Annotated in this window: 23 protein-coding genes; 13 read left to right on the forward strand and 10 right to left on the reverse strand. The window is 40.5% G+C overall.

From position 1 onward, the window contains the following. The first annotated feature begins 91 nt into the window (after window positions 1-91). The 8 genes from DX873_RS01730 (at window position 92) to DX873_RS01765 (ending at window position 8,312) form a co-directional block, all read left to right on the forward strand. Window positions 92-1,051: a TIGR01777 family oxidoreductase gene (locus DX873_RS01730; protein ID WP_116182805.1), complete on the forward strand. Its 960-nt coding sequence runs from the start codon at window positions 92-94 to the stop codon at window positions 1,049-1,051. Window positions 1,052-1,181: 130 nt separating this feature from the next. Beyond that, window positions 1,182-1,751 carry a nucleotide exchange factor GrpE gene (locus tag DX873_RS01735; protein ID WP_116182806.1) on the forward strand — a complete coding sequence of 190 codons (570 nt, stop codon included), beginning with the start codon at window positions 1,182-1,184 and terminating at the stop codon, window positions 1,749-1,751. A 6-nt stretch (window positions 1,752-1,757) separates the two neighbouring features. Beyond that, window positions 1,758-2,876, forward strand: a complete 1,119-nt coding sequence (gene dnaJ / locus DX873_RS01740) for a molecular chaperone DnaJ (protein WP_116182807.1) — start codon at window positions 1,758-1,760, stop codon at window positions 2,874-2,876. Between the two features lie 190 nt (window positions 2,877-3,066). Further along, a complete protein-coding gene (locus DX873_RS01745) occupies window positions 3,067-4,005 on the forward strand; it encodes an ABC transporter ATP-binding protein (protein WP_116182808.1) in 939 nt (312 codons plus the stop codon). Then, window positions 3,998-5,338 carry an ABC transporter permease gene (locus DX873_RS01750; RefSeq protein ID WP_181899449.1) on the forward strand — a complete coding sequence of 447 codons (1,341 nt, stop codon included), beginning with the start codon at window positions 3,998-4,000 and terminating at the stop codon, window positions 5,336-5,338. The genes DX873_RS01745 and DX873_RS01750 overlap by 8 nt, the downstream gene beginning before the upstream one ends. 7 nt (window positions 5,339-5,345) lie before the next feature. Beyond that, on the forward strand, window positions 5,346-6,245 hold the full coding sequence (locus DX873_RS01755; protein WP_116182810.1) for a mechanosensitive ion channel family protein: 900 nt from the start codon (window positions 5,346-5,348) through the stop codon (window positions 6,243-6,245). A gap of 44 nt (window positions 6,246-6,289) precedes the next feature. After that, entirely contained in the window at window positions 6,290-7,141 is an 852-nt protein-coding gene (locus tag DX873_RS01760) for a DUF6268 family outer membrane beta-barrel protein (protein WP_262510996.1), read from the forward strand. A gap of 7 nt (window positions 7,142-7,148) precedes the next feature. Further along, entirely contained in the window at window positions 7,149-8,312 is a 1,164-nt protein-coding gene (locus tag DX873_RS01765) for a sigma-54-dependent transcriptional regulator (protein WP_116182812.1), read from the forward strand. 1 nt (window position 8,313) lies between these two features. Here the strand turns inward: DX873_RS01765 and DX873_RS01770 are convergent, their stop codons facing one another. Beyond that, window positions 8,314-9,027, reverse strand: a complete 714-nt coding sequence (locus tag DX873_RS01770) for a hypothetical protein (RefSeq protein ID WP_147296589.1) — start codon at window positions 9,025-9,027, stop codon at window positions 8,314-8,316. A 178-nt stretch (window positions 9,028-9,205) separates the two neighbouring features. Here DX873_RS01770 and DX873_RS01775 point away from each other — a divergent pair, with 178 nt between their 5' ends. Then, window positions 9,206-10,090, forward strand: coding sequence for a PPK2 family polyphosphate kinase (locus tag DX873_RS01775; RefSeq protein WP_116183774.1), 885 nt, complete (start codon window positions 9,206-9,208; stop codon window positions 10,088-10,090). After that, window positions 10,087-11,484, forward strand: a complete 1,398-nt coding sequence (locus DX873_RS01780; RefSeq protein WP_116182814.1) for a M20/M25/M40 family metallo-hydrolase — start codon at window positions 10,087-10,089, stop codon at window positions 11,482-11,484. The genes DX873_RS01775 and DX873_RS01780 overlap by 4 nt, the downstream gene beginning before the upstream one ends. A 29-nt stretch (window positions 11,485-11,513) precedes the next feature. Here the strand turns inward: DX873_RS01780 and DX873_RS01785 are convergent, their stop codons facing one another. From DX873_RS01785 to DX873_RS01795, 3 genes are all read right to left on the reverse strand, one after another. Next, the gene (locus tag DX873_RS01785; RefSeq protein ID WP_116182815.1) at window positions 11,514-11,897 is read right to left on the reverse strand and encodes a VOC family protein; all 384 of its coding nucleotides are present in this window, start codon (window positions 11,895-11,897) and stop codon (window positions 11,514-11,516) included. 60 nt (window positions 11,898-11,957) lie between these two features. Beyond that, entirely contained in the window at window positions 11,958-12,434 is a 477-nt protein-coding gene (locus DX873_RS01790) for a nuclear transport factor 2 family protein (RefSeq protein WP_181899418.1), read from the reverse strand. Between the two features lie 99 nt (window positions 12,435-12,533). Next, window positions 12,534-13,250, reverse strand: coding sequence for an NUDIX hydrolase (locus DX873_RS01795; protein ID WP_116182817.1), 717 nt, complete (start codon window positions 13,248-13,250; stop codon window positions 12,534-12,536). Window positions 13,251-13,333: 83 nt separating this feature from the next. Between DX873_RS01795 and DX873_RS01800 the strand changes: the two genes are divergently transcribed. Continuing rightward, window positions 13,334-15,757, forward strand: coding sequence for a glycoside hydrolase family 3 N-terminal domain-containing protein (locus DX873_RS01800; RefSeq protein ID WP_116182818.1), 2,424 nt, complete (start codon window positions 13,334-13,336; stop codon window positions 15,755-15,757). Window positions 15,758-15,819: 62 nt separating this feature from the next. Here the strand turns inward: DX873_RS01800 and DX873_RS01805 are convergent, their stop codons facing one another. The 3 genes from DX873_RS01805 to DX873_RS01815 are packed head-to-tail and all read right to left on the reverse strand — an operon-like array spanning window position 15,820 to window position 17,903. Then, a complete protein-coding gene (locus DX873_RS01805; RefSeq protein ID WP_116182819.1) occupies window positions 15,820-16,524 on the reverse strand; it encodes a hypothetical protein in 705 nt (234 codons plus the stop codon). Window positions 16,525-16,539: 15 nt separating this feature from the next. Next, a complete protein-coding gene (locus DX873_RS01810; RefSeq protein ID WP_116182820.1) occupies window positions 16,540-16,959 on the reverse strand; it encodes a nuclear transport factor 2 family protein in 420 nt (139 codons plus the stop codon). Beyond that, window positions 16,956-17,903: a homocysteine S-methyltransferase family protein gene (locus tag DX873_RS01815; RefSeq protein WP_116182821.1), complete on the reverse strand. Its 948-nt coding sequence runs from the start codon at window positions 17,901-17,903 to the stop codon at window positions 16,956-16,958. Before DX873_RS01815 ends, DX873_RS01810 begins: the two co-directional genes overlap by 4 nt. A gap of 289 nt (window positions 17,904-18,192) precedes the next feature. Here DX873_RS01815 and DX873_RS01820 point away from each other — a divergent pair, with 289 nt between their 5' ends. Beyond that, window positions 18,193-19,125 (forward strand): peptidylprolyl isomerase, encoded by a 933-nt coding sequence (locus DX873_RS01820; RefSeq protein WP_116182822.1) that lies wholly within the window; start codon window positions 18,193-18,195, stop codon window positions 19,123-19,125. Window positions 19,126-19,621: 496 nt separating this feature from the next. Here DX873_RS01820 and DX873_RS01825 read toward each other — a convergent pair whose 3' ends face one another. Continuing rightward, on the reverse strand, window positions 19,622-20,260 hold the full coding sequence (locus tag DX873_RS01825) for a peroxiredoxin (protein WP_116182823.1): 639 nt from the start codon (window positions 20,258-20,260) through the stop codon (window positions 19,622-19,624). A gap of 165 nt (window positions 20,261-20,425) precedes the next feature. On the opposite strand from DX873_RS01825, the gene DX873_RS01830 reads away from it, so the two are divergent. Further along, a complete protein-coding gene (locus tag DX873_RS01830; protein WP_116182824.1) occupies window positions 20,426-20,968 on the forward strand; it encodes a YfiT family bacillithiol transferase in 543 nt (180 codons plus the stop codon). On the opposite strand, the gene DX873_RS01835 is transcribed toward DX873_RS01830, so the two are convergent. Further along, complete coding sequence (locus DX873_RS01835) at window positions 20,969-21,496, reverse strand: GNAT family N-acetyltransferase (protein ID WP_116182825.1); 528 nt, start codon at window positions 21,494-21,496, stop codon at window positions 20,969-20,971. Beyond that, window positions 21,493-21,816 carry a cupin domain-containing protein gene (locus tag DX873_RS01840; protein WP_116182826.1) on the reverse strand — a complete coding sequence of 108 codons (324 nt, stop codon included), beginning with the start codon at window positions 21,814-21,816 and terminating at the stop codon, window positions 21,493-21,495. The genes DX873_RS01835 and DX873_RS01840 overlap by 4 nt, the downstream gene beginning before the upstream one ends. Window positions 21,817-21,820 lie beyond the last annotated feature (4 nt).

Consider the following 21,820-nt stretch of genomic DNA (forward strand, 5'->3'; position numbering starts at 1 on the left):
ATTTTAATTAAAGTTTAAACATTTGTGTTAAAGCTAAATTAATACCTCAAAAACAGGGGATTAAACCGCTAAATTTGTGGAAAAAGATAGCATGAAGGTGTTGATTGCAGGGGCGACGGGATTGGTAGGTAAGGCAATTACAAAAGCTTTACAGGAACAAGGTGCTTCGGTAAATTATTTGACCACTAGGAAAGAAAAGATTGTTTCTTCACCAAATTATCAAGGGTTTTATTGGAACCCCGCTACTGGAGAAATCGATTTGGATTGTTTTGATCAAGTAGATGCTATAATAAACTTGGCAGGAGCCAGCATTGCAAGTCGCTGGACACAAGATTACAAAAAAGAGATTTTGGTAAGTAGAATAAATAGTCTTCAGACCCTATATAAAGGACTAAAGAAAATTGACTCTTCAAGGATAACGCAATTTGTTTCTGCTTCTGCAATTGGCATCTACCCAAATTCTTTGTCAAATTTCTACGGTGAGAATGAAAAATCAGTAGACAATAGTTTTGTGGGCGAGGTGGTTCAAAAATGGGAAGAGGAGGTAAATTCCTTTAAAGATTTTGATATCAATGTGGCAAAAATCAGAATAGGTATAGTGTTATCTACAGAGGGAGGGGCTTTGCCCAAAATGGCACAACCCATTCAGAACTTTGTGGGAGCATCCTTGGGTTCAGGAAATCAATGGCAATCATGGATACATATTGAAGATTTGACTCAAATTTTTGTTTTCGTCCTGGAAAATAAACTAAAGGGCACCTACAATGCGGTTTCTCCTAACCCGGTTACCAATACAAAAATGACCAAACAATTAGCCAAGGTGTTGAACAGGCCTCTTTTGCTGCCAAAAGTCCCACGTTTTTTATTGAAGTCCATTCTTGGTGAAATGTCTTACCTGTTATGTGCAAGTCAGCGGGTTAGTAGCAAAAAATTGGAAAAAAAAGGTTTTGTTTTCCAATACCCAAACATTAGGTCGGCCTTGGAACAGTTGTATTCGAAAAATCAAGAAAATAGGTCTTCCGCAGATTCATTGAACAACGAACTGGCATAAAAGCTAGGGTAGTATGGTAGCATTAATCTCCGCATAAGCGGATTTTTTTGTGTTTTGATGTGACATTTTGACATTTTTGGACAAATGGCAGTACTTTTGCCCATTCTAAATTTGAAATAAAAATACGTTTATGAGCAAAAAAAGTAAGGTTGAGGAAATGGAAGATGAGGTAAAAAATAACCCAGTCAAAGAAAATCCTGAACTGAACGGGGAAAACGAAAATGCGGTAAATGAAAATGATGATGAAGTATCCGTAGAGGACCGGTTGCGTGAAGATTTGGCTAAAGAGAAGGACAAGTTTTTACGACTTTTTGCTGAGTTTGAGAATTTTAAAAAGAGAACTTCCAAGGAACGCATGGAGCTATTTAAGACTGCAAGTCAGGAAGTAATGGTTTCTTTATTGCCCGTATTGGACGATTTTGACCGTGCTCTGAAAGAATTGTCCAAATCTGAGGATAAGGAAATGTTCAAGGGAGTAGAGCTCATCAACACCAAATTCAAGGAAACCCTTAAAAATAAAGGACTGGAGCAAATAGAAGTAGGAGAGGGCGATGTTTTTGATGCAGAAGTTCATGACGCTATTACCCAGATTCCAGCTCCGGACAAGAAATTAAAAGGAAAAATCATAGATGTGGTCGAGAAGGGGTTCAAGCTAGGAGATCGCATTATTAGACATCCAAAGGTTGTCGTTGGAAACTAAATTGGTATGAAGGAGGATTATTACGAAGTACTTGGAGTCTCCAAAGGAGCATCCGCCGCTGAAATCAAAAAGGCTTACAGAAAAAAGGCCATAGAGTATCACCCAGATAAAAACCCGGGAGATACCAAGGCGGAGGAAATGTTCAAAAAAGCTGCGGAGGCTTATGAGGTATTGAGCGACCCTGATAAAAAGGCCAAGTACGATCAATTTGGCCATGCAGCTTTTGAGGGCGGAGCCGGATTTGGTGGCGGAGGTATGAACATGGATGACATCTTCAGTCAGTTTGGCGATATCTTCGGAAGTGCCTTTGGTGGCGGATTCAGCGGTTTTGGTGGTTTTGGTGGAGGCGGACAACGCCGGGTAAAAGGTAGTAATCTTAGAATACGGGTAAAACTTACCCTAGAAGAGATTGCCAATGGAGTTGAAAAGAAAGTAAAGGTCCGAAGAAAAGTGCAGGCAGAAGGGGTAACCTATAAAACATGTCCCACCTGCCATGGAAGTGGTCAGATTACCAAGATTACCAATACCATTTTGGGAAGAATGCAGACAGCGACCACCTGTACCACTTGTGGTGGATCAGGGCAGTCCATAGACAAAAGGCCAAGTGGAGCAGATGCCCAAGGTTTGAAAGTTAGCGAAGAGACCGTTTCCATAAAGATTCCGCCAGGAGTTGAGGAGGGTATGCAATTGAAGGTTTCAGGAAAAGGAAACGCTGCTCCAGGAAATGGAATCTCTGGGGATTTGTTGGTGGCTATTGAAACCGTTGAGCACGACACGCTAAAACGCGAAGGGGACAATTTGCACTACGATCTTTATATCAGTATTTCAGAAGCCGTTTTGGGTAGTTCCAAAGAAATTGATGCAGTTGGTGGTAAAGTCCGAATTAAGTTGGAACCGGGAATACAATCGGGAAAAATATTGAGATTGCGTGGCAAAGGTATTTCAAGCTTAAATGGTTACGGAAGCGGTGATTTACTGGTCCATGTGAACGTGTGGACCCCCAAAGAGCTGAACAGGGAACAAAAAGAGTTTTTTGAGCGTATGCAAAATGAAGAGAATTTCATTCCCAAACCTGAAAAGTCCGACAAATCTTTTTTTGAAAAGGTTAAGGATATGTTCTCTTAACCGCAAAAAAAAGCAGGGTGTTTAAATAAAAAACGTATATTTGGAATTGATGTTGGGGTAACCAATATCTAATTTTCTTTTTCATAGCAATTTTTTTCCCATCCTTGAATCTTTTTTTAAGGGTGGGTTTTGTTTTTATGGACAAAGGGGCCTTTTAGGGCAAATACATATCTTTGAAAAAATAGAATAAATGGATCACATCCTTGTTGCCAACAACGTTTCCAAAACCTTTGGAAACTATACTGCATTGAGCAACATCTCACTCAAAATTCCCACAAACTGTATCTATGGACTTTTAGGACCCAATGGTGCAGGGAAAACCACGTTCATACGTATTATCAACCAGATTACTTATCAAGACCAGGGGGAGATTTTGTTCAATGGAGAACCATTGGCACCAAAGCATATTTCGGTTATTGGATACTTACCAGAGGAACGAGGTCTGTACAAGAGCATGAAGGTGGGAGAGCAGGCTTTGTATTTAGCCCAGCTCAAGGGGCTTTCAAAAAATGAAGCAAAAAAAAGACTCAAATACTGGTTTGACCGATTGGATATTGGGGATTGGTGGAACAAAAAGATACAAGAACTCTCCAAAGGAATGGCACAAAAGGTCCAGTTTATAGTAACAGTGCTCCATAAACCAAAACTGTTGATTTTTGATGAGCCTTTTAGTGGTTTTGATCCCATCAATGCAAACATTATCAAGGATGAGATCTTGCAGCTCAAAGAAAATGGTACTTCCATCATATTTTCAACCCACCGTATGGAATCAGTGGAGGAACTATGTGAGCACATTGCCTTGATTCACAAGTCGGAAAAAATATTGGATGGAAAACTCTCCGAAATCAAAAAAGCCTATAAAAACAACATTTTTAACGTGGGACTACAACTGGAACAGGATAATGAGATGTTGTTGAAAAATTTACAGGACAAATTCAATATACTTTCATCAAGCTACAACGAGGAAGAAAGGCAACTTGATTTTGTAATGAAACTACCTTCGAGCCAAACAGGAGATGTATTGGCAACTTTATCAAATCATGCCAATGTTAATCGATTTGAGGAGACCATTCCATCGGCCAACGATATTTTCATCCAAACGGTAAATAAAAAGGACAATGATAGGTAAGCTTGCATTGATCATTAGAAGGGAGTACTTGGCCAAGGTGCGAAACAGGTCATTTATTGTAATGACCATTCTCAGTCCGTTATTGATTGTGGGGATGATAGTGCTGATTGTCTACCTCACCAAGATAAACGACAACGAAAAAAGGGTTATTTCAGTTTTAAACGAAAGCGCTTTTTTTTATGATGAATTCTCAAGTTCTGAAACGCTGAGCTATGTAAGGTTTGACGGTTTGACACTTCAACAGGCGCAAGATTCAACCAATTCCCTAGGGTACTACGGGCTTTTGTATTTGCCACAAATGGACAATGCAGAAGAAGTGGCCCAAGCAGCTTATTTGTATACCAAGGATAACCCCAATACCCAGGTAACACAAAAACTGGAAGCAGTGTTTCAGAAAAAACTACGACAGGGCAGAATGGAAAAGCTGGGGGTTTCAGCGGAGCAGTTTTCAGAGATTGAAAAGCCTTTTGAAATAAACCTGGCCACATTTGAGGGAGAAAAGAGTATCAAGGGTATCAATGAAATCAAAGCCTTTATTGGGGGTGGGTTTGGTTATGCCATTATGATGTTCATTATCATTTATGGAGGATTTGTAATGCGTAGCGTTATTGAGGAAAAGACAAGCAGGATCATTGAGGTGATTATTTCCTCGGTGAAACCTTTCCAACTTATGTTGGGAAAGATAATAGGGACCTCCTTGGCAGGAATCACTCAATTTGTGATATGGATTGTCTCTGCTTCGCTTTTACTCTTTTTAGTGGTGCTCTTTCTGGGATTGGACTTGAGTGTACTGAGTGGTGAGGCTGCTATGGCCCCCGGCCCAATGGGTAGTGCAGCAGATTTCAATTCCATTGTAAATGATGATATGTTGCTCTATACCCGTGAGATTTTGAATATTCCCTGGGCACTTTTGATCGGTTCTTTTTTGATTTATTTTATTTTGGGATACCTGATTTATAGTTCGATCTATGCGGCAATTGGGGCTGCTGTAGATAACGAAACAGATACACAGCAATTCATATTTCCTATTATTCTTCCATTGATGCTGGCCATTTATGTAGGGTTCTTTTCGGTGTTCAGCAATCCACACGGACCTATTGCGGTTGGTTTTTCGCTGTTTCCGTTAACTTCGCCCATTGTAATGCTCATGCGTTTACCGGGCGGAATTGGAGAAGGAGGCGTACCTTTGTGGCAGCTGATATTATCAATTGCTTTGTTGATTGTAACGTTCTTGGGAATTGTTACCCTAGCCGCCAAAATTTACAGAGTAGGAATTTTAATGTATGGCAAAAGGCCTACATACAAGGAACTTTTTAAATGGTTAAGATATTGAGAAGTAAATGCAAGAGGACGGTTCTGAAATAAAAGAGATCATCAAGGAGGATATCTGGGGTTCCATTAAAGAATTTTTAAACCTTGGAATACATATTGGCGAGGGAGAAAAATCCATTCACCTTACGTTAGGGCTGTTACTTCTTCTCACTGTAGCCTATGTAGCCACTAAGTTTTTGCTCAAATGGTTGAGACACCTGCTCACACGGAAAATGGAGCAGGAAGACAAGCAAAAGTTCACTAGCATCTTTAAGTTCACCAATTATGTGATTTATCTGGTGGTAGTGCTGGTGACCCTTAGTGCGGCGGGTATTGATATTACTTTGATCATAACCGCATCGGCTGCCCTTTTTGTTGGACTGGGGCTTGCGCTTCAGGAATTTTTCAAAGACATACTTGGGGGCATTTTTATTATTGTGGACAAATCTCTGGAAGTAGGGGATATAGTTGATGTGGATGGCAAAGTAGGAAAGGTCTTTGAAATAAAGTTGAGAACAACCAGGGCCATTACAAGGGATGACAAAGTGATTATCATACCTAATCACAAATTCATCAGTGATATCATGTTCAACTATACCCAGAACCATAGAACAACCAGGGAGAAGGTCAATGTGGGTGTGGCCTATGGAAGTGATGTAGATTTGGTCACCCAGATTTTGGAACAAGTGGCAGCTGAACAAAAACAGATTCTCAAAAACCCTAAACCTTTTGTTCTGTTTGATGATTTTGGCGATTCCGCGCTGCTATTTTCGCTTCATTTTTTCACCAATCACAGTTTTCTTGACCCTAAGATAAAAAGCGATATTCGATACAGGATCAATAACAAGTTCAAGGAAAATAACGTGGTAATTCCGTTTCCGCAACGGGATGTCCATATCATTCAGTCACAAAAAACACAAGAAAAATAAAAACCTCAACACGCCGTTCAATTGTTTGGGGGGCAACGCTTTTACTGGCGCTTTTAAACAGCCATTTCGGTTTTGGCCAAAGTACGGACATATTTAGGTTTGAATACCTCAATATTCCTGAAAATGATACCGGAATTAAGACCCAACGCTATAAAATGTTGTTCAATCTTCCATTTAAATTAAATGAAAAGAAGGATTATCTCATTACGGGATTCGAATACAACAGACTTGATGTAGGATATTCCAGGGAGTTTCCTTTTGACAAGAGCGAATTGATTCGTTTTCACGTTGCAGATTTAAATTTGGGGCTCATCACCAAATGGAACGAAAACTGGAATCTGGTCACCATTGTAACTCCTCGAATAGCTTCAAATTTTGTTAGTGGCACTATTACAGATGATTTTTTCCTTAATGCCACTGCAACGCTTTGGAAAGAAAACACCACTGCGGACAAACCATTTAGAATTGTACTAGGATTATCCTTGAACAGTACTACGGGTTTGCCGATTCCCTTACCAGTAATCAGCTACTATAAAAAGTTTCGGCCCAATTGGTCGTACACTTTGGGGATACCCCGCTCAAGTATTAAACACTATTTGGGAAAAAAGCACACCTTGCAAATGGCACTATTCTTGGATGGATACTTTATAAACATACAAAACAATATCATGGTACCCGATAATGAAATAGCTTCAAAGATTTCACTTTCAGCTTTGGTCGGCGCTTTTGGATATCAGTATAATATTTCAAAAAGAATGTCAGTTTTTCTATTGGCGGGCCGTTCCTTGGAACAGCAGGGAAAGCTGAGAAACGATGATAAACAAGATGTTTTTTTGTTAAATGATGAGGCAAATTTTTATATTAGAACAGGCTTCAAAATAGGAATTTTTAATTAGCACAAGTATGTCAAAAATATTGGTAATAGAAGATGAATCGGCCATCAGGCGAGTGTTGGTGAAGATATTGAGCGAAGAGAACGAAGCGTATAACGTACATGAGGCCGAAGATGGTCTCAAGGGTATGGAGGCCATAAAAAAGGATGATTTTGACTTGGTTCTGTGCGATATAAAGATGCCAAAAATGGATGGGGTCGAAGTGCTGGAAGCTTCAAAGAAAGTAAAACCCGAAATCCCTTTTATCATGATTTCCGGTCATGGGGATCTTGATACCGCCGTTAACACCATGAGGTTAGGTGCGTTCGATTATATTTCCAAACCACCTGACCTGAACAGGCTCTTGACCACAGTTCGTAATGCTCTAGATCGAAAAGAATTGGTGGTGGAGAATAAAATTCTAAAAAAGAAAGTTTCCAAAAACTATGAAATGATTGGTGAGAGCGATGAAATTGGTGTCGTAAAAGATATCATTGAAAAAGTTGCTCCTACAGATGCTAGGGTACTTATTACTGGCCCCAACGGAACAGGAAAGGAATTGGTAGCCCATTGGTTACACCAAAAAAGCCCTCGTTCCTCGGCACCCTTTATTGAGGTTAACTGCGCTGCTATTCCATCAGAATTAATTGAGAGCGAACTTTTTGGCCATGTAAAAGGGGCTTTTACCTCAGCTGTCAAGGACCGGGCTGGTAAGTTTGAAACCGCCAACAAAGGAACTATCTTTCTAGATGAGATTGGGGACATGAGCCTTTCTGCACAGGCCAAAGTGCTGCGTGCCCTCCAGGAGAATAAGATTTCCCGTGTAGGTAGTGATAAGGATATTAAAGTGGATGTTCGTGTATTGGCAGCTACCAATAAGGACCTTAAAAAAGAAATCAAAGAAGGAAAATTTCGGGAAGACCTCTACCATCGTTTGGCTGTAATCCTGATTAAAGTACCTGCTCTAAACGACAGGCGGGAGGATATTCCACTTTTAGTGGATTATTTTGCTGAAAAGATATCTTCTGAACAAGGGACAGGTACAAAAGCATTCTCAAAAAAGGCCATCGAACTCTTAAAAGGCTACGACTGGACCGGAAACATCCGCGAATTACGAAATGTGGTGGAGAGGTTGATAATTCTAGGAGGTAAAGAAGTTTCGGAAGAGGATGTAAAGCTATTTGCAAGCAAATAAACTATTCTCCCTCGCAATTCCCCAACTTGGCAAGAGCTTCTTTTGTTATGATCCTTACTCTCTGGTGATATTTCTTTTTGGGCTCTGAAAGTTCAGTATCCATAAGGTGTAATGTTGCATCATTATGGATTCTGGAAATAAAATCCAGTGCTTCATCACACTCTACATCGGTGACCACTTTATCAAGGGAAGATTCAAACCCTAAAAGGCAATTATGTACCTGTTTGTTTAAAAGACCTTCTTGAGGAAGAAGAATTCCATCTTGGTTCTCAAGAGCTTCTTTGGTATTCATTACCAAAATATCATTGTTATAGGTGCTTGAAAATTCCTGTTCAAAGACTCGTAGCACCTTATGGCCAATTATGATGTTTTCCAATGCGTTGTGCAAAGGTGTTCTAGATGCCATGAAAGAAGGTGCTTTTGTGGCGGTCTTTAGTTCAGAAAGTGCATTTTCTAGACTTTCAATAGCTCCATCACAACCGCAGTCTAAAAAGTTGGATCTTGTTTTCTCAATACCGTTCAAAGCTTTGTACGCAAAATGCTTGGATTTTTCAAAACCACTTGCGGAAATTGCAGATTCTATTTGTTCCTTAATATATTCAATATTGGAGGTAGCATATTCGCAAGCATTCCTATTAGTAAAGGAAGACATGAGCCATAGGCTTAAAACGCCCAATATGAAGACTATAAGTAGGATAATCTTTCTTGTTTTCATGACGCTGGATTTGGGACTTCGCGTTTAATGATGTCTCTAATTTATCTTAGGAATTGTCCTACAATGGAAAAAAATCGATAAACGGACATGGTATGACTATGAGTGGTAAAAACATCGATGAACGGCACTGTTTTACAGCAAGTTGAAGGAATTCACAAAAAAAGCTATATTCATTCCCATGAAAAACATAGATATAGATTCGTTTCGGGCCCAAAATGGAGTAAAGTTTGACAAAAAGCCAACTTTGGAGGATTTTGGGGCCTCCGACAAGGAATTGGAGAAGACCCTTAAAGATATTAGAAAGGATTTAGGCGATTTCCAAGATACGTTGTACGCCCATGGAAAATATGGAGTTTTGGTCTGTCTGCAGGGTATGGATACTTCTGGTAAGGACAGTCTTATCCGTGAAGTTTTCAAAGATTTCAACGTAAGAGGAGTTGTGGTCCATAGTTTTAAGGTGCCAACACCCTTGGAATTGAAGCACGATTATCTATGGAGACACTATTTGGCTTTACCGGAACGGGGCAAGTTTTCTGTTTTTAACCGTACACATTATGAAAATGTTTTGGTGACCAGGGTCCATCCAGAATATATCTTGGGCGAGGACATCCCTGGAATAAACTCCGTATCAGATATTGACGATGCGTTTTGGGAAAAACGCTTTGAACAAATCAACAATTTCGAAAAGCATATTGCAGAAAACGGCACGTTGATCTTTAAGTTCTATTTACATCTTTCCAAAGAAGAACAACGCCAACGACTACTAAGAAGGATTAGGTTGAAAAGAAAGAACTGGAAATTCTCACCTAGCGACCTTAAGGAACGGAAACTATGGGATCAGTATCAAGAATATTATGAAGAAGCCATTGAAAAAACTTCAAAGGAACATGCGCCATGGTATGTGATTCCGGCGGATAATAAAAAAGCAGCACGGGTCATAGTGGCCACAATTTTGCTGGAAGCGTTAAAAAAGTATAAAGATATTGAGGAACCTGAGCTGGATGAAGAAATAAAAGCTAATTTAGAAAACTTCAAACAAGAACTGGAAAAAGCAACCGAATGAGAACGATCCTACTTCTAGCATGTTTATTGGCAACCACCCCGTTTTTTGCTCAATCTGAAGATGAAAAACAAATAAGGTCTATCTATGATGCAGCCTTAACAGATGGAAAAGCCTATGACTGGTTAAACCACCTTTCTAATCAAATAGGGGGAAGGCTCTCAGGTTCTGTACAGGCCCAGCAAGCAGTGGATTATACTAAAAGCCAATTAGATTCTTTGGGATTGGACCGTGTATGGTTACAGCCCGTGATGGTGCCCAAATGGGTAAGGGGCACTCCTGAGTTTGCTTATATTGAGACCAAACCCGGTCTTACCACCAATGTTCCTATTTGTGCCTTAGGAGGTTCTGTGGCTACTCCAGATGTTGGGTTAAAAGCAAGTGTGATAGAGGTTAAAGGTATAGAGGACCTTGAAAAACTCGGAAAGGATAAAATAGAGGGCAAGATTGTATTCTATAATAGACCAATGGAACCAACCCAAATCAATACGTTTGCGTCTTACTCCGGTTGTGTGGACCAGCGTTATTCCGGGGCGGCGGAAGCTGGGAAATATGGCGCGTTGGGAGTTATTGTTCGTTCTATGAACCTTAGGCTGGACAATTATCCTCATACTGGTTCTATGAGCTACGGGGATACTCCGGTTGAAAATAGGATTCCGGCTGCGGCAATTAGTACAAAAGGAGCCGAGCTACTAAGTACAACCCTTAAACTGAATCCAGAAATCAAGTTCTATTTCAAGCAAAGCTGCAAGCAATATCCCGATGTGGAATCGTATAATGTAATTGGTGAAATTAGAGGAACCACCTATCCCAATGAAATTATGGTAGTAGGAGGACATTTAGATTCTTGGGATTTAGGAGATGGCTCACATGATGACGGTGCTGGCTGTGTGCAGAGTATGGATGTACTCAGATTGTTGAAAGAAACAGGGTATAAACCCAAGCGCACACTACGTGTGGTGTTGTTCATGAATGAAGAAAATGGCCTTAGGGGAGGAAATAAATATGCTGAAGTGGCCCGAAGCAAGAACGAAAAGCATGTTTTTGCACTGGAAAGTGATTCGGGCGGATTTACCCCTCGAGGTTTTTCTTTTGATTGTTCCGATGAAAATTTAAAGCAGGTACAAAGTTGGGCTCCGTTGTTTGAACCCTATTTGATTCATATGTTCGTAAAAGGCGGTGGAGGTGCAGATATAGGCCCATTAAAGGACGAAGGATTGGTCTTGGCCGGCTTACGTCCAGATTCCCAGCGGTATTTTGATCATCATCATGCAGAAAATGACACCTTTGAACATGTAAACAAACGGGAACTGGAGCTAGGGGCCGCTACAATGGCCAGTTTGGTCTATTTAATGGATAAATACGGAACCATCCCTACAACAAAAATCAAAGGGTAGCACTAATTGTCGGTTCAAGAAGAAAGACATTAGCTCTGGGTAATACGCCATGGAGGATTCAGTCTATTTTCTCCTGCGTGGAACAAAATTAGCTGATTGCCATCCAGGTCTTTCAATCTTGCTTCACGCCATAACCAGCGTTGATCGGTAGGCAATAGTTCAAACTCAATTCCTTTTTTGACAAGACCTTCCACATATTCATCAAGATTTTCGCATTCAAAATACACATAGATGCCCTCACCTTGTGGTAGGGTATCCGTTTGATGAAGCGAAAAAGTGGAATCCCCCTGTGGGCATTGGAACCTTGCATAATGGGGTAGCGCCTCCACAATCAGTTCCAATCCCAATTTTTTATAAAAAGGAATGGACTTGGTCAAGTCTACAGAAGGTACAGTTATTTGGTTGAGATTCATAAATGTTGTTCTTAAAGTGTTTTCAAGAAGCCAATAAAGCTAGAGCCAACAATCTGGGGTTCATTGTATTTTGCCGTCATGGAAACCGGCTCTTTTCCAATTTCCATCTTCTAACACCCAGATATTGGTTATCCTATATTGGCTGGTCTGTGTTTGGCCATCTGTTAGGGTTGAAACCGAAATTCTTCCCGTAACAATGGCAGTACTTCCATGGAATTCAATAGCTGTTTCATCCATAGTATAATCGGTAACCTGTATTTTTCCTGAAGCTATGTCCTGACTTCGTTGGGTTAAATAATTGAACCAATCCTTTTTCTGAATTACTTTGGAGTTTCCGTTGGTATGCAAATAATTTTCGGTGATCATGGACTCCAATACATCTATGTCCCCTTCTTTGAAGGCAGTATTGAATTTTTTAATGGTGTTGAGTAGGGCTTCTTTTTTGGACTCATTTGAGGCCACATTCCCAGTTTTATCACCGCAGCTCAATACAATAAGAGAAAGTACAAAGTATAGAACCAATTTTCCAGATGTCATAATACTATAAAATTTGACGATTTGCATGTAAGCAGTGCAGATCGCTTTGCTATTTCCAAGGTATTGGTTTTGATTTGAATTTTCAAATGAAATAAAAGGCTAGGCTTCCTTTTTCAGTCTGTATTGATATGGGTTTCTACCCGGTGATTCTTTAACAACTTGGGGTAACCGTTCAAACATACCTGTAGCGATCATTTTCTTTTGAAACCTACTTCGGTCCAACTTAGATCCAAGAATGGTCTGATGCAATTGATGAAGTTGCGGCATAGTAAATTCTGTGGGCAGAAGGTTATAGGTTACTTGCTCCCTTGCTATATCACCTTTCAGACGTTCTCTTGCAGTGTCTACAATTGAGTTATGGTCTAACCACATTTCGGGCAGTTCGTCCATAGAGAACCATTCTGCGGCATCATCAAATTCTCCTGGTACCGGATGGGTGGTATCTATGTTGACCAGGGAATAGTAGGCCAGGGTAACAAATCTATCATTGATCCAATAGTCCTCTCTCCAAGGTAACCCTCTCTTTTTGAAAAAGCCTTTAAAATCATTATCGAATTTACGGTCCTTATTGCCAAACACGGATAAAAACCTCAAATGAGGCCTTTTCAGACCCGTACGTTCCATGAGTATTCTTTCTGCGGCATGGTCAACAGATTCTTCTTGAAGAATATATCCACCCGGCAATACCCATTTATCGCCCACTTTCAATAGTAAACACTTAAGTGTATCATCTTGATAGCCAATAATAACATGGTCGATGGACAGATTGGGCAAAAAATACTCTGCGCCGTGTTCAATAACATCTTGTACGTTCATAATACAAAAATAATAATTGTGACGTTTTGACACATAAAAAGATAATGATTATATTTGTGGCGTAATGTCACAATTAATAAACCATGAAACGAGCTCTTAAAATTACAGGTATTGTAGTTGGATCTTTGATTGTACTGGTCGTGTTGGCCGGTTTGATTGGATGGTCCTATATTGATTCCAATTTTTTCTCCTTTGAAGAAGACTATGCAGAGAATTTGAACAGTGTTGAACTCACTGAAAACGGGTATACTTTCATTGACCGTAATGGCAATGGTAAGCTCGATGTTTACGAAGACGACAGGAACCCGGTAAAAGCCCGAGTTGCAGATTTGTTGTCCCAAATGACCGTGGAGGAAAAAATACATATACTCAAAGGCTCGGGGATCGCTTCGGCCATGGGAAAGGTTGAACCGGGAGAAGGTATTCCGGGAGCAGTAGGTACCATTGTGCCAACTCCTCGTTTGGGAATTCCAACGGTATACCTGTCAGATGGTCCGGCAGGCCTTCGTATTGAACCTACAAGAGAAGGGGAGGATAGAACATTCTATTGCACGGCATTTCCTATTGCAACACTATTGGCTTCAACTTGGAACCAAGAACTTGTGCAACAGGTTGGTAATGCCATGGGCAACGAAGCGCTGGAATATGGTATTGACGTTATTTTGGGTCCAGGGGCCAATATTCATCGCCACCCACTTTGTGGTAGAAACTTTGAGTATTATTCGGAAGACCCCTTTTTAACGGGTACCATGGGTGCGTCCATTGTAAATGGAATCGAATCCAATGGAGTAGGGACCTCGGTAAAACATTTTGTGGCCAACAATCAGGAAACCGAAAGAGATCTAAACGATGTAATCATTTCGGAAAGAGCATTACGGGAAATTTACTTAAAAGGATTCGAGATTGTTGTGGACAAAGCACAACCTTGGACCATCATGTCCTCGTACAATAAAATCAATGGTACCTACACCTCGGAGAGCGAATACTTGCTGACGGATGTTTTAAGGGATGACTGGGGGTTTGAAGGCTTGGTGATGACGGATTGGTTTGGAGGACGAAACGCCGCCGCTCAAATTAGTGCAGGGAACGACCTTCTTGAGCCCGGGACAAAAAAGCAGTGGAAAGCCTTAACAGAGGCGTATGAAGAGGGGCAGTTGTCAGAAGAAGCAATTGATAGATCGGCCGGAAGAATCCTGGAATTGGTCTTCAAGACCAAAAAAATGCAGAACCACAAATATGGCAACAACCCTGATTTGGAAGCACATGCGGCCATAACCCGTCAATCTGCATCCGAAGGAATGGTCCTGTTGAAGAACGAAAACGCCTTGCCCATAAAAAATGTGAAGAATGTGGCCCTTTTAGGAGTTACTTCCTATGGGTTTATTGCGGGAGGAACGGGTTCTGGAGATGTCAACGAAGCTTATACAGTATCACTTGAAGAAGGTTTGACCAACGCAGGATTTCAAATTAATGACGTGGCCAAAAACATTTTTGAAACACATAAAAAAGCAAATGAGGAAGCGTTTGTGCAGCCTGAAGGAATAGATGCCATGTTCAATCCTTACTCACCACCGGAAATAACATTTACGGAAGAACAGTTGTCTGAAATTGTATCTACTTCTGATGTGGGTATCCTTACCATTGGGAGGAATGCCGGTGAAGGAGGTGATAGAGTAGAGGTTAATGATTTTCTATTGACAGCTTTGGAGCAGGAGTTAATAGCTAATACGAGCAAGGCTTTTCAAAATGCCAATAAAAAATTGATTGTGGTGCTTAACATTGGTGGGGTTATTGAAACCGCTTCATGGAAAGAACACCCTGATGCCATATTGTTGGCATGGCAAGGAGGCCAGGAGGGAGGTAACTCTGTGGCAGATATCTTAAGCGGCATGGAAAACCCGAGTGGTAAATTGCCCATGACCTTCCCTGTTAATCTGGATGACCATGCTTCAAATGTCAATTTTCCACAGGAAGGAGGACATCTTTCCTTTTCCGATTTGGCCAGTACCCTTTTGTTTCCAAAAGAAGAGCGACCAGATGCTGAAAAGATGAAAAATAGGGACTTTACCAATTATGAAGAAGGAATTTATGTGGGGTATAGGCATTTTGATAAATCCAACATGCCAGTTTCTTTTGCTTTTGGTTTTGGGCTGTCATACACTGATTTTGAATATTCAGATATGGAATTGACCACCGAAAATGATACCGTAAACGTATCGTTGACGATAAAAAATATTGGTGACTTGGCAGGGAAAGAAGTTGTTCAGGTTTATTCCGAAAAAATGAATTCCAATATCGATCGTCCTGTTCAAGAGCTTCGGGCATTTACAAAAACCAACAATTTGGATCCAGGGGCATCTGAAATGATATCTATTCAGATACCAGTTTCTGATTTGCGCTATTGGGATGAGGACAACAACAAGTGGACATTGGAAAAAGGAGCATATCGTTTTAGAGTTGGCTCATCGTCCAGGGATATAAAGTTAACGGGTGAGGCCGAGCTGTAATCAAAAAAGTGCAAACCAAATTTTGGTTTGCACTTTTATCTAGCTTTGCTGCGAAAGGGTTCTTAGAAGAAAACTTGCTTTCGGGGACCATCGTAATGTACAACGATCTCTTCTCCATCAACCCTGGTAAAGACAATATCTATATTGATCTCTGTTTCGGAGATGGAATTGACAAAGATTTCAGCATAGGTTGCCGACAGGTCGGTTTCTGTTGAATTTATGATATTTGGGCCATCTACGTATACCCCATCTTTAAAGGATCCATCAATCATCAAGTAATGTTCATCAAAATTTGTTGAAGATTCCAGAGAGTCCCAATCTTCTTCCAGCAAATCGATGCCCACAAAAACATAATCGTTGATTTCTAGGTTATTGTCACGATCTTCTTGGGTTTGATTGGAAATGCTAAGGGAAATGTAGTTTCCTTCTCCTTCATAGGTTCTTAACTCCGTGAGCTCATAAAGGGTATCCTGGTATTTTATGGCATTTTCCTCAATAAATACAGGAGCAGGGTCATCTGTTCCATCACCGTTATCGTCAGAGGAACCATCCCCACTGTCATTGGATGACCCATCCCCATTATCATTGGATGATCCGTCTCCACCATCGTTGGTGGAGCCGTCCCCAGTACCATCTCCATTTGGGGTGTCATCACCATTGTCATGATTTTGTGCCCCGGGATCTTCAAATGGAATTTCGCCATTATCATTGGTGGAGCAGCTTGCAAGTAATGTAATTGCCAATAGGAGTTTAAAAATAATCTTCATGTTATTCGTTTTCTTTTAATTGTTGTTTTTCGATTTTAGATTGTAAACTGTGAATGTTTGATATTTGATCTTGTTATTTTCAATAATAAAAGTGTCTGTACCCACGGGAATATTTACATAGGGTGATTTGGAGTTCCAAACGATGTAGGCCATGTTTCCGACTACCCTACTTGTAATTAGTTCGCCAGTAGTATTTCCCTGCGGATATTGCGGCAATATCTTTTTAAAGAAACCTTCAATTTCCTTTAAGCCTTTAAAAAGGCTTTCTCGGGTTGCAATGATTGAGGTTTCATCATAATCCTGCAGTATTGCTGCTAGGTTATGGGAGTCCACTGCGATTAAATGCCGGTCCAACACTTCTTGAGTACTGGTCTGTGCACTGGTTTTGCCCAAGAACAAGCAGAACAGTATAATTGGACAGAATATTCCTTTCATGAGTTGTGGGGCTCAAAAATGTGACTGCAGATAGCTTTGATATGGGAGACATCGGTGCCGCAGCAGCCTCCAAAAACCTGGAGGTTGGGCAAATGTTTTCTCAAAGAAGTATGTAACGCCCCCAATTCTTCTGCGTTTCCTCTATCCAATTCTGTGGACTCATCCAGTTCTGCATGGCTTTTGCAAGAAGCATTGGCACGGATACCTTGAATTCTATGTTTCCATTCAGAGCCATGGATTATCTTATCAATAAAATGGGTGGGGTGGGCACAGTTGATCATATAGTATAGTGGATACCCGCCTGAAGCCTCATCGATTGTTGTTATGGCACTTTCCAGTGATTCCCCACTAGGTAGGTTTCCATCTGTTTCCACGGTGAAGGAAATTACCACCGGAATATCATTTTTTTGAGCTTCCAGGGCTATACCCATTGCTTCATTTATATAGGTCATGGTAATGGCTGAGACAAGGTCGGCCCCACCATCCTTAAGTGCGTTTATCTGAAGTTGATGATATTCACTTGCTTCTGAAGAGGTCATGGCCGCGTTTACAGCATATCCGTCCCTCCTAGGACCAATACAACCACTTATATATATTGGTTCAATATCATTCTGATAAGGTTTTCTAATAACTTTCATCAATTCGATGGCAGTTTTATTGACCCTGATGAGACCTTTCTCTGAATAACCCAGTTTATAGGCCCAGTCGGGATTGGCACGCCAGGTAGGGCTTTCAATAATAAAACCGGTATCATTGGATTTGGCCAGTTCCAGATAGTCTTGGTAATAGTTGATGAGAACATCGGCATGTTTTGGGTTTTCCACTAGTGGAAACGCTGCAAAATGAGGTAGGTTGATTCCCTTGTTGAAAAGTAAATCGGTTTCTATGCCACCATCGGTCAAAAAGGTGGTGGATTTTAAATCTATTTGTGAAGGTGTCGACATAACATTTAGTTTTTAATTGCTTTTTGCTTTCACCCTATATTGACGTAAGTTTCCACCTCACGGTGTAAGTGAAAAAACCTGTAGATGGTAGTATGTTAACTTACATTTATGTAATCACATGATTGCCAATAAGTTATAATCCATTTTATTGCTTTATCTATTGCTTTTGACGTGAATTCACACTATGCGAGTAAGCAAGAAAAGCCAGTCCAAACCAAGAAAAACCTGTACATTTGCACCCTTAAAATGTACTGACTACCAATGGTCTAATACCTAAAAAAATTAAAACATGCAAGACGGAATATACGCCCGGTTCAATACCTCTAAAGGAGAGATTTTGATAAAATTGACTCATGATAAAACCCCAGGAACGGTTGGCAATTTTGTGGCCTTGGCTGAGGGCAATATGGAAAATACTGCTAAACCCCAGGGAAAGCCTTACTATGACGGGTTAAAGTTTCATAGGGTTATTGCAGACTTTATGATTCAAGGAGGATGCCCATTGGGCACGGGAACCGGCGATGCTGGTTACAAGTTTGATGATGAGTTTCACCCAGAACTTACCCATGAGGGACCAGGCGTACTGTCTATGGCCAACGCAGGGCCTGGAACCAATGGAAGCCAATTTTTTATAACCCACGTAGCAACTCCTTGGTTAGATAATAAGCATACCGTATTTGGCCATGTCGAACATGGACAAGAAGTAGTGGATGCAATTGCGCAGGATGATGTTATTGAGAGTTTGGAAATTGTTAGGGTAGGTGATGAGGCGACTAGCTGGAATGCAATAGAAGCTTTCAGAGTTTTTGAAGGAGCTAGGGAAAAACGTATTGCTGAAGCCAAAGCTAGAGCAGAAGCAGAAATGGAAGAACTGGCCGCTGGATTTGAAAAGACCGATAGCGGACTGAGGTATACCATAATTCAAAAAGGAAATGGAGCCCAGGCAGAAAAAGGAAAAACTGTTTCCGTGCATTATGAGGGTTGTCTTTCCAACGGACAGGTTTTTGACTCTTCTTATAAAAGAAATCAACCCATAGATTTTACTCTTGGTGTTGGCCAGGTAATTCCAGGATGGGATGAAGGAATAGGACTTTTAAAGGTTGGAGATAAAGCTAGGTTTGTAATACCTTCACATTTGGCCTATGGAAGTGCGGGAGCCGGAGGAGTAATACCACCAGATGCTACTTTGGTTTTTGATGTAGAGCTTATGGCCGTGAAATAATTAGATTGTCACAGAATAGAATAGAAAGGCTTCCAAATATTGGAAGCTTTTTTATTTGGACCTATTTACGCTTATTAACAGTAAGCAGAAGTTTAGGGTAAGCAAAAGAAGTAAAACAGTAAAAAAAGTATTCATAGGGTATAGAATTTAGCTAACTAGGACTTGCTTTTTGTTGATAACAATCCAACGCTCAAATACCCTACTATATTGCCTTCAAATTAATTGATTTTCAATGTTATATATCCGATAACACAAAATCGGTCACTTTTTAGAGCCGTTCACACTCAATAATAGCAATACCAAATTCACAAGAAGAAGAATGGAAAGAATGAAAAAGAAGGTGTTCATGCAATCTGTCGTTTAATGGTTATGGGGAAGGGTCTTTTGTTGAACTTAAGATTAGAAAAACCGTAAGGGTTGCGTCAAATGGTTTAAAAAACTTCAACAAAAAACCCGGACAATGTCCGGGCCTTAAGTTATTTCTGAGATTTCCTTGCTACGCAGTGGGATCCGGAGTCATTCGCAAATAAGGTTTGATCTCCTCCACACCCTTGGTAAAAATCTCTTTAGCCTCATGTGTGGGAATAGAAGGACTCACTACCACCTTTTCACCATTTTTCCAGTTGGCAGGGGTAGCAACTTTATGATGCGCCGTAAGTTGTAATGAATCTATGACACGTAGGAGTTCGTAAAAGTTACGACCGGTGGAAGCAGGATAGGTCAAAATCAATTTTACCTTTTTGTCCGGTCCAACAATAAAAACAGAACGAACCGTTAGGGTATCATCTGCATTGGGATGAATCATGTCATAAAGGTCAGAGACCTTTCTATCCTCATCGGCGATTATAGGAAAATTGACCAAGGTCTCCTGGGTTTCATTAATGTCTTTTATCCATTCATTGTGCGAATCGGCACCATCAACACTCAACGCCATCATTTTCACATTTCTCTTGTCAAATTCCGATTTAAATTTTGCAGCCGTACCTAGCTCAGTAGTACAAACAGGTGTAAAATCTGCAGGGTGCGAGAAAAGAATTCCCCATCCATCACCTAGGTAATCATAAAAATTTAATGTTCCTTGAGAAGTTTCTGCGGTAAAATCGGGTGCGGTATCGCCTAATCTGATAGTAGCCATGTATATTGTTTTTTTAGATTGTTAAATGATTGTCCTACAAAATTAGTAGATATTTAAATCCAAATTCTTTGGAGGCGTTAAATGTGTATTAAAGTTTTAGGTTCCCCAATGATTTAGGTCATATCAATTGAGGTGGACAGAACCAAAGTTTACTATTTTTAAACCATGGAAAAAGATAATTTAACCCAACTACAGTACCCAATTGGCAAATTTGTGGTCCCAGATCAGATTAAAGATGCTCATTTGGAGGAATGGATCAGTGTTTTGGAACATTTACCTAAAAGACTGGAAGATATGGTCACGCCGCTCTCTGAAGAACAACTGGAAACACCTTATAGGCCTGGTGGGTGGACGGTGAGGCAATTGGTGCACCATATTTCGGATAGTCATCATCATAGCTATACACGTTTCAAATGGGCATTGACAGAGGATAAACCTCTCATTAAAGCCTATTTTGAAAAGGAATGGTCCAAACTTTTTGATGCCAAGACGGCACCCATTCAAATGTCGTTAGACCATTTGAATGCTGTTCATGCCAAGCTGGTACATTTGTTAAAGGGACTTTCCAGGGATGAACTCAAAAAACAGTTTGTACACCCAGAGGGGAATTGGGATACCTCTTTGGAAGAAAATGTAGGAAGGTATGCCTGGCATGGGAGCCATCATTTTGCTCACATAGAGAATTTGATAAAAAGAGAGGGTTGGTAATCAAAGAACCTTAGTAAGCACCCACATGGGTCTTTCTTCAGGTTTGGCTCCGGGTAGCGATAATGTACTTTCTCTCTTGATGGTATAACCATTTTTTTGATAGAAGTTGATTGGACTTCCTTTTTGCATGGTATCCAGCCAAACAATTTTTTTACCCAGATTTTGGGCAAATTCCTCTATTAATTGCAATACTTTTTTGCCTACACCTTTTCCGGAATAAGCTTGGAGAAGATAAATTTTTTGGGCCAACAAGGCCTCTTTTTCCGAGAACTCATCCAAAGGATGATCCTTAATCAATTTGACAATTCCGACTACTTCGTCTTCCATCTTGACCAGGAAATGAACCATATTGGGATTGCTGAGGTCCTTTTCCACTACCTCAATGGCAAAACTGCTGCTGATATAGGGAGTAGGGTCGTTGTTTTCCCATAAATGCAGATAGTGTTGTACATAGGAGTTTTTGCCAACTTCAATGTAAGAATCCATGGAGGAAGTTGTAACCACTTCCAAAGTGATAGTATTGTTCATTCGTCGTTTTCACCTCCTTCCGGACCATAAAAGAAGACCCAAGTGCAGAAATCATCCGTAAAATTCTCAAAACGATGTTCTATTCCAGCTGGGACAAAAAGGAAATCTCCTGGAGCAAAAGTGGTCCGGTGGCCATCGTTTAAAAATTCTCCTGTGCCGGATACCACAACATAGATCTCGTCCCTTGAATGGGGCTGTTGAAGATCCACCTTTTCAGGTTTATAGATTTCTACCGATAATGTTCCATGTTCAAACAGGGTCAAAAAAGGAGAATCTACCTTTTTTAGTTCTTTTAAGGCTTCCGCGGGATTGATTTTCATGATA

This window comes from Flagellimonas nanhaiensis (genome assembly GCF_003382275.1).
Classification (GTDB): domain Bacteria; phylum Bacteroidota; class Bacteroidia; order Flavobacteriales; family Flavobacteriaceae; genus Flagellimonas; species Flagellimonas nanhaiensis.

What these genes read in the sequence shown, in the direction of transcription:
- DX873_RS01730 (WP_116182805.1), top strand. Translation starts at nt 92, where the DNA reads ATGAAGGTGTTGATTGCAGGGGCGACGGGATTGGTAGGTAAGGCAATT.
- DX873_RS01735 (WP_116182806.1), top strand. Translation starts at nt 1,182, where the DNA reads ATGAGCAAAAAAAGTAAGGTTGAGGAAATGGAAGATGAGGTAAAAAAT.
- dnaJ (WP_116182807.1), top strand. Translation starts at nt 1,758, where the DNA reads ATGAAGGAGGATTATTACGAAGTACTTGGAGTCTCCAAAGGAGCATCC.
- DX873_RS01745 (WP_116182808.1), top strand. Translation starts at nt 3,067, where the DNA reads ATGGATCACATCCTTGTTGCCAACAACGTTTCCAAAACCTTTGGAAAC.
- DX873_RS01755 (WP_116182810.1), top strand. Translation starts at nt 5,346, where the DNA reads ATGCAAGAGGACGGTTCTGAAATAAAAGAGATCATCAAGGAGGATATC.
- DX873_RS01765 (WP_116182812.1), top strand. Translation starts at nt 7,149, where the DNA reads ATGTCAAAAATATTGGTAATAGAAGATGAATCGGCCATCAGGCGAGTG.
- DX873_RS01770 (WP_147296589.1), bottom strand. Translation starts at nt 9,027, where the DNA reads ATGAAAACAAGAAAGATTATCCTACTTATAGTCTTCATATTGGGCGTT.
- DX873_RS01775 (WP_116183774.1), top strand. Translation starts at nt 9,206, where the DNA reads ATGAAAAACATAGATATAGATTCGTTTCGGGCCCAAAATGGAGTAAAG.
- DX873_RS01780 (WP_116182814.1), top strand. Translation starts at nt 10,087, where the DNA reads ATGAGAACGATCCTACTTCTAGCATGTTTATTGGCAACCACCCCGTTT.
- DX873_RS01785 (WP_116182815.1), bottom strand. Translation starts at nt 11,897, where the DNA reads ATGAATCTCAACCAAATAACTGTACCTTCTGTAGACTTGACCAAGTCC.
- DX873_RS01790 (WP_181899418.1), bottom strand. Translation starts at nt 12,434, where the DNA reads ATGACATCTGGAAAATTGGTTCTATACTTTGTACTTTCTCTTATTGTA.
- DX873_RS01795 (WP_116182817.1), bottom strand. Translation starts at nt 13,250, where the DNA reads ATGAACGTACAAGATGTTATTGAACACGGCGCAGAGTATTTTTTGCCC.
- DX873_RS01800 (WP_116182818.1), top strand. Translation starts at nt 13,334, where the DNA reads ATGAAACGAGCTCTTAAAATTACAGGTATTGTAGTTGGATCTTTGATT.
- DX873_RS01805 (WP_116182819.1), bottom strand. Translation starts at nt 16,524, where the DNA reads ATGAAGATTATTTTTAAACTCCTATTGGCAATTACATTACTTGCAAGC.
- DX873_RS01810 (WP_116182820.1), bottom strand. Translation starts at nt 16,959, where the DNA reads ATGAAAGGAATATTCTGTCCAATTATACTGTTCTGCTTGTTCTTGGGC.
- DX873_RS01815 (WP_116182821.1), bottom strand. Translation starts at nt 17,903, where the DNA reads ATGTCGACACCTTCACAAATAGATTTAAAATCCACCACCTTTTTGACC.
- DX873_RS01820 (WP_116182822.1), top strand. Translation starts at nt 18,193, where the DNA reads ATGCAAGACGGAATATACGCCCGGTTCAATACCTCTAAAGGAGAGATT.
- DX873_RS01825 (WP_116182823.1), bottom strand. Translation starts at nt 20,260, where the DNA reads ATGGCTACTATCAGATTAGGCGATACCGCACCCGATTTTACCGCAGAA.
- DX873_RS01830 (WP_116182824.1), top strand. Translation starts at nt 20,426, where the DNA reads ATGGAAAAAGATAATTTAACCCAACTACAGTACCCAATTGGCAAATTT.
- DX873_RS01835 (WP_116182825.1), bottom strand. Translation starts at nt 21,496, where the DNA reads ATGAACAATACTATCACTTTGGAAGTGGTTACAACTTCCTCCATGGAT.
- DX873_RS01840 (WP_116182826.1), bottom strand. Translation starts at nt 21,816, where the DNA reads ATGAAAATCAATCCCGCGGAAGCCTTAAAAGAACTAAAAAAGGTAGAT.